Genomic DNA, 6857 nt, shown 5'->3' with positions numbered 1-6857 from the left:
TATATTGCAGCATTACAACACTAAGCGGGGCCATAGTTATAACAACTATTTACCGCCAGTGGTGATGGAAACAGCCGCTTAATTTAAACACCTATAAAGGTGTACAGTTTTACTTGACCACTTCAATATTCTTAATCACCCACCAAAAGTTTTGGGCAAACACAATAAATATTAGTGTAAAACCAAGAAGGTAGCAGAAAAAACAACCTATATACCAAGCCTTACGTTTTCTATCAGCAACCCAATATAGATGCCAAAATACACTTTGCTCATATTCTTTCCCTTCAGATATTTGCCCATTTTCTTCAACCATAAGATCCTCAAGGTCTAACTTAAATTTCTCATAATCCTCTCCGATATCTAGAGCAAAAGGATGAAGATGCCACTCCTTCTTCCCCTCTGCTGTAAATGACGAGTAAGAAGAATATTCTTGAATAAATTTTGGACAACGCAATCTATAAATCACTGTTGCTAGAGCAAAAAATAGAGCAGAAAAATAAAATAACTGCCATGAAAATGGCAAAGCTAAGTGAAGCTCAAAACTGTAATCAAATACCGTTATTCTAGCTAAATCATTTGTACCAGATAACACCTTAGCAGTAACCGGTACAATAAATATCCAAACATACATTGATGAAATTAATTTAACATTCTGGATCTTTTTTAGAGTCGACCAAATGGTACTCGTTCTTGTGTACTTGTTCTTCAATTCAAAGAATAAGTTTAATATCCAATTACGCATAGATTTATATTTCCATTTAATATTACTTAATCATTCCTGTACTGTAAAAATCACATCTAATTTATTAATTAGATTATTAAAATCATATTTATTTTAACGTTTATTCCTCAATCAAACAGGCGCAGCATTATGCCATTAATATTATTAATATAGAATATTAACAATATTATTTTCATGTTTATCATGGTCTACAAATAGCTAAGTAGATTCAACCATAAAAAATCAACAGTAAACAAATAATTCCCTGAAAGAATGCAGTATATATTTGAGGGATAGTTTAAAAATAAAAAACCTTACTGTATTTCAGTAAGGTTTTATTTTCAAAATAATCGTTCTATTATTTTACTAGGTAATCTTATTAAATTAAATTGTCCTTTAATACCTGATGTTGATGCCTCAAAGTTCTCATCACTTTCATCAAAGGAGGCAGCAATAATAGATTGTAATCCATTAGCATAACATAAACTATTCAACAGCTTATTTACACTTTTTTCACTCATGGAGTGCTGAGCTGGCTCATCAAATAAGATAAAATTAGGATGATTCGCTCGATAGTAAATAGATGTTGCTTGTAATGATATTAAATAAGACCAAATAAGTCTTACAAAATCACTAGCTGATGAATCTGATTTTATATCAGTATGTTCTGATTTTGTTTCTCTCAATTCTATACCACCTAAATATGGCAACATAGAACTTGGTTCAATATTAATATCACTAACACTAGCACTACGATAACCAAAATTTTCAGCTAAATGTTTAAATGATGTAGTAAACATTTTTACTTTATTGTAATCTTGTCCTGTAAATCCTGATTTATCGACACTCTTTATTTTAGTTAAAATCTCGCGATATGATTTAGACAACTTCGATAATGAATCCAAATATTCATTTATTTTATTTTCTATAAAAGATAGATTATTTCTTTTATTTTCCATTTCAATCTTAATTCTTACATCTGATTCTTTAACATTATTTATTGATTTTAAATCTCTTGTTAAAGATGACAATTCTTTCCTTAGACTAATAAGATCATTATTAATCATACGCAATTGAAATTTATCTTTTATTATAGTTTTCTCTAAGCCATCAATGAGAGATTTAGTCATTTTTTTCTGATTATCTAAATGCACTATATTTTCATTAATACTCATTGGAATTGATTGACTATCAGGTGGCAAAAGAATATCTTCTACACTCTGAAAACAAGTACCACAAATTCCTTTAGCTATATTTATATCTGAAACATTAGCTCCGAAATCAACTAACTTTTGAGTAAGCTTATTATCTTTAAGGTCTTTTTCGATATTAGATAAACTTAATATATACTGTTCACACTGAGATTTATTAATATTTATTTGTTGACTACTCATAGTTTGTAAAGTTAATAACTCATCCATCCTATTTTTAATTTTTTCTATTTCTGGAACTATCTCAGGAGCTTCTTTTTTTAATTTATTAAAACTTTTCTCCTCTTTTTCTATTATTTTATTAGATAATGAAGTCTTAATTAAATTTAATGATTGAAATTCATCATTATGATACTCACCAATTCTAATAAAATCTAGATTGAAATCAACTACTGGATTCTTATTAATGCCTGATATAGAAAGATGATTAGTCTCAGCTAACAATTTAATACTTGTTACAACTTCAGACCATTCTGAAACTATTTTATTTTTCTCATGAGAATAATCACTCAATGCTTTTGCATTTCTAAATACATTAAGATCTAATAAAAAACTGGATACTTTTTCACGCATACCGCTAACATTATAATATGGTATATTAGCTATATAATCAGTCCAACCTCTTTTTTGCTCAATAATGAGTGCAGCAAAAATAGATTGTAAATATAATTTTGTTTGTTTACCTTTTGTATCATTAACACTTGGCATCTTTAGGCCAATAAAATTTTCTAAAAAAGCAAAAAAACCTCTTTCAGGATCTTGGGCTGAACCAGCATCATGTAAAAAAGTTGGTTGAATATCATAACAACCCGAATTAGATAAGTAAGGCCCTTTAATTATTTGAATAAGCTTAACATCATCATATTCTGATTTAATACTACGTTTCAAAGTAATAGAAGTACCACTATTATTCTCAATTTCGACATAAACAACTGAGTTTACAATTTTTATTTTTCGACCTTCAAATTCAAACTCACTTTTTAATGCATATGGTAGTGATGACAGACCTTTGGAACCAATAATCTCTTCCATTCCTAATGAGTATATCAATGAGTTAACGAATGTACTCTTTCCTGATGAATTGTCACCACGAATAATATTTAAATTAGGTTCAAATTTAATATTATAACCATAGTCCAGACCATCGTCAGCTAAAATATGTACTCGTAACTTTTTAAATTTCATTTACCCACCGCCTAGTCGCATTGTTAATCATTGATTCAGTAATTTTCTTTCCTATCTTTTTAAACTCTATGATTTCAGAATCAAAAAGATTAATAAGATCACTTTCTTTTATAAATGAATCCCCCTTATCAGTAAGCTGATACATACCATTTGCTTTTTTTTCTATCAATTGATCAGCTAATGCAAAACCCAAGGCCATATTAAGTGCAGGATCAATCCCCCAAACACCTACATATAATTCTTTCTTCTCAACTGATAACTGAAGAGCCTTTACTCTATTACTGTCAATATAAGCCCAATTAAACAAATGAAGTTTTAATAGACTTGCTTTATTTCCACTACTACATAGTTTTAAAAAAATTAAAACTTTAGCAATTTTATACATAGGTCTTAGCTCTGGTAATACAGGCATAGACTTACGATTGAATGTCATAGTACTCATTCTAAAATCCTCATTGGGCAATGAGCTATCCAGCGAGAAATCATATGTTCAGATATTAAAACCAAATTTTCATATAATATTGATTTTTTTATAAATTCATCATTTTCTAATCTTGAAATTAACTTATCTCTAATATGATCTATTAGAGTTTTGGGTGTTCCTTCCCAAGTTAGAGACTCCATTTCAACATAGTTTTCAAAATTATTTATAACTTTAGATATACGTTCATAAAGCTCTGGCGATTGTGTATAAATAGCATTTAAAATTTCATAACCATCAACATAATCTTTTTTTGTTATCTCATTTAGTCGCTCATGAATAAAAGGAATATATTCCTCTTTTTTATAACTTCTAACTTTATTCTTAGAAAAAATATTACCGTCATATTCAGTAGTTAAATTTGGTTCATATATATATGAACCAGAATAATTAGAAAAATCAAGTTGCTCACCATTAACTACTTGAATATTTCTAATATCTTTTTCAAAAAAACCCAAATCTTTTATTAAAATTTGAAAGTTTTCATCAATAATACTAAGATTTTTCTCTTTTATTTCTTTTTCCTTATTTCTAGCATGAATATGTATGTCATGCTTTGCAATTGAGGGAGTCGCAAATATCCATTGCTTAATTTTTGCTCCGCCTAAATGCTTTTGTAATTCAATTTCATTAATAACTAATTTTTGAATATCTTTTGTTATTTTATTTACCTGTTTTTTATGCAAATCAGGTGTATCATATTCACGAGCAGGGCAATAACATTGGATAACAATACCTAAGTCTAAAACAAATCCCTCAATCCCCAAATCACCTGGAGATGCAATCATTTCTTGATATGAATCATATTTTCGTTTATAGACTGACTGGATTAAACTTTCCCATAGGTTTCCATCTATAGATCCAATCGAAGTTGAAATCATTAGTTCCTGTACTCTAACTCATTTATCATATGAGCATCATACTACCTCGTTCATATTCAAGTAATACCATAACTGCAATTATTTACATCAAAGCTCTAATTATGTGTAACATACTACATATATGTGCTAACTATTTTCGAATATTGGCATAACTCGCCATTAATATACTGTTTATTTATACAAGCAAAACACAGGACACCCATACCTTTACTCTTTAATATCCCAACACGCGGTGACTAGATTCCCTATCGCCTTCGCGGGTATTCACTGTAGGGAATGACGAGGGTTGGCACAGTATTTTCTATTTAAAATGATGGATATTTATACGCAATAACAAATAATGACGTTGATTATTATCCATCATATCTTATTCAAACTTATGGCTGTCCCATCTTTTAATCTTTTATCTTTAAGCACACACCATTGATTTCAGGTGCAAGGTGTTGAGAAATAGCCTTGGGTCGGCAATCTTATTTAATATTGATTGGGGAGGTAAGCAATCATCATCCACGTAATCGACATAATCAGCCGCTGAGTCAAAGATCAAAATATCCAATGCTAAACGATCTAAGCCGTATAAGCCTCGGTGGATCATATCAGCTGAAAACACTAACAAGTCACCCGCGGCTAACCCAATTTGTTTACCGCCAGAGATACTGTCATTGCTGACTTTACCATTTTCTTCTTGGCGAACATTGTGCTCTTCTTCGTTGTCCCATCGCTTGTGTGTACCGGGGATGATTTCCATGCCAAGTTCATCAAATAAAGGCACGCGAAGATGTAACACTTGCGTTTCTAATATGACTTTCATTTGGTCTTCAAGATCATAGTCATATTGACAGTCACGATGCCAAAAGTCTTTTTGTTGCGGATTTACGGGGTTAAAGAACAGTTGTGTATTCATAAATGCAGGATTTTCAGGTATCACTGCATCAACAACGTCCATGATCTTTTTGGAGCTGATAAAGTCAAAAAGTACCGTTCTATCATCAATGGGTAGATATTCGCTGCCCGTAATTAAAGACGAATTAAACGCTTCTTCATGATAAAACTCTCTGTTGTCTGCTTTCCACAATTCATGGAATTTCAACACCACTTTTCTAAGCAATGAAATCTGAGCTTCGTCGAAATAATTTCTAATCACAAAGTAACCGTGTTCATCATAACGGTTACTTAATTGTTGGTTGTTTTCTATCACTGACTACCTTCACACTCTCAGTACCGTTTACTGACGACGATATTCTTGGGCGCATAATGCCAGACTGGTGCTATTCAACCAAGTAATAAAATTATCATTAAAAAATACAGGAAAAAATACAGGACACCCATATCTTTATTCTTTAAGATTTCCACACACAGTGAGTAGATTCCCTATCGCCCTTGCAGGCATACACAGCAAATAATAACGAACTTATTACCCGTCATATTTAGCGTAATTTTATGGGTGTCCTATTTATACTTATTTATACTTTGATCACTTTTAAACTATTAATTATGTTATTTGAAATAGCGTGAATATGTATTTTTTGCATCTTGAAGTTCATCTATTGCTTCTTGTAATTTTTTCTCTTTCTTATTGATTTTATTTGTTTTTCCATTTCCTTTAACGTCCATTAACTCTTGTTTTCTTTCAGTTACTTTTTTCTCTTTATTCGCTATCGTTGCTAGTTGTTTTGCTTTTAGCGATTCATCAGTACAGTTATCATTAACCTCTGCTAATGCTTTTTGTAACCCCTCTAACTGATAGGTATTGTTATATTCTTTTGCATAGCTAATCTGAGTGTTAATTTCTTGCTTTTTAACGGCACACCCCGTGAGTGGAGTAGCTTGAACCATCGTCGATGTCGATAGCAAAAATACGGCCAATAGCGTTGTAGGTATAGCGACATTATTATTTAACATTATCACGTTCTAATTATTTAACAAATTCAATGATGATAGTTTACATGATAGCTATAAGAAAACATAAAAAATACAGGACACCCATAGCTGTACTCTTTAATATTTTGGCAGGCTGTGAGTAGATACCCTATCGCACTGTAAATAATAACGGATTGATTACCCGTCATATCTAGTGTAATTTTATGGCTGTCCCATCTTTTTGACTTCTAGTGTAAATTTATGGCTGTCCCATCTTTTCTTTTTGATCTTATTAAAAATTAAAAATGTAACCACGATCCTCTAAACGCTTTTTACTTTTTGCTAAACGAGGCCAAAGCGCATATCGTTCAACGCCAAATGGGTTTTCACTCTTATCGTCATTATCAACGAATTCTTGAACGTTCAGGATATACACGCGAGTCTGTTTGATAAACATTGATGATTTAGTCGCTAATGAGCCTTCTGACTCTGGACGTGAAATGATTTCTGGCTTTAAT

Annotated in this window: 7 protein-coding genes; all 7 read right to left on the bottom strand. The window is 31.1% G+C overall.

What is annotated here, in order from left to right:
- Positions 1–109: 109 nt before the first annotated feature.
- The gene (locus C9I86_RS19475; protein WP_107277242.1) at positions 110–742 is read right to left on the bottom strand and encodes a hypothetical protein; all 633 of its coding nucleotides are present in this window, start codon (positions 740–742) and stop codon (positions 110–112) included.
- 320 nt (positions 743–1062) lie between these two features.
- Positions 1063–3117: an ATP-binding protein gene (locus C9I86_RS19470; protein WP_107277241.1), complete on the bottom strand. Its 2055-nt coding sequence runs from the start codon at positions 3115–3117 to the stop codon at positions 1063–1065.
- On the bottom strand, positions 3107–3559 hold the full coding sequence (locus C9I86_RS19465) for a hypothetical protein (protein WP_107277240.1): 453 nt from the start codon (positions 3557–3559) through the stop codon (positions 3107–3109). The genes C9I86_RS19470 and C9I86_RS19465 overlap by 11 nt, the downstream gene beginning before the upstream one ends.
- Entirely contained in the window at positions 3556–4479 is a 924-nt protein-coding gene (locus C9I86_RS19460; RefSeq protein WP_107277239.1) for a hypothetical protein, read from the bottom strand. Before C9I86_RS19460 ends, C9I86_RS19465 begins: the two co-directional genes overlap by 4 nt.
- Before the next feature lie 409 nt (positions 4480–4888).
- The gene (locus C9I86_RS19455) at positions 4889–5677 is read right to left on the bottom strand and encodes a phytanoyl-CoA dioxygenase family protein (RefSeq protein ID WP_045039829.1); all 789 of its coding nucleotides are present in this window, start codon (positions 5675–5677) and stop codon (positions 4889–4891) included.
- A gap of 299 nt (positions 5678–5976) precedes the next feature.
- A complete protein-coding gene (locus C9I86_RS19450; protein ID WP_107277238.1) occupies positions 5977–6381 on the bottom strand; it encodes a DUF1090 domain-containing protein in 405 nt (134 codons plus the stop codon).
- Positions 6382–6631: 250 nt separating this feature from the next.
- Positions 6632–6857, bottom strand: a 226-nt coding sequence (locus tag C9I86_RS20110; protein ID WP_158258976.1) for a hypothetical protein, incomplete at its 5' end; no start/stop codon positions are given.

It is taken from the genome of Photobacterium sp. NCIMB 13483 (assembly GCF_003025475.1).
In the GTDB taxonomy this organism is placed as follows: domain Bacteria; phylum Pseudomonadota; class Gammaproteobacteria; order Enterobacterales; family Vibrionaceae; genus Photobacterium; species Photobacterium piscicola.
This window is presented reverse-complemented; position numbering and strand designations above follow the sequence as displayed.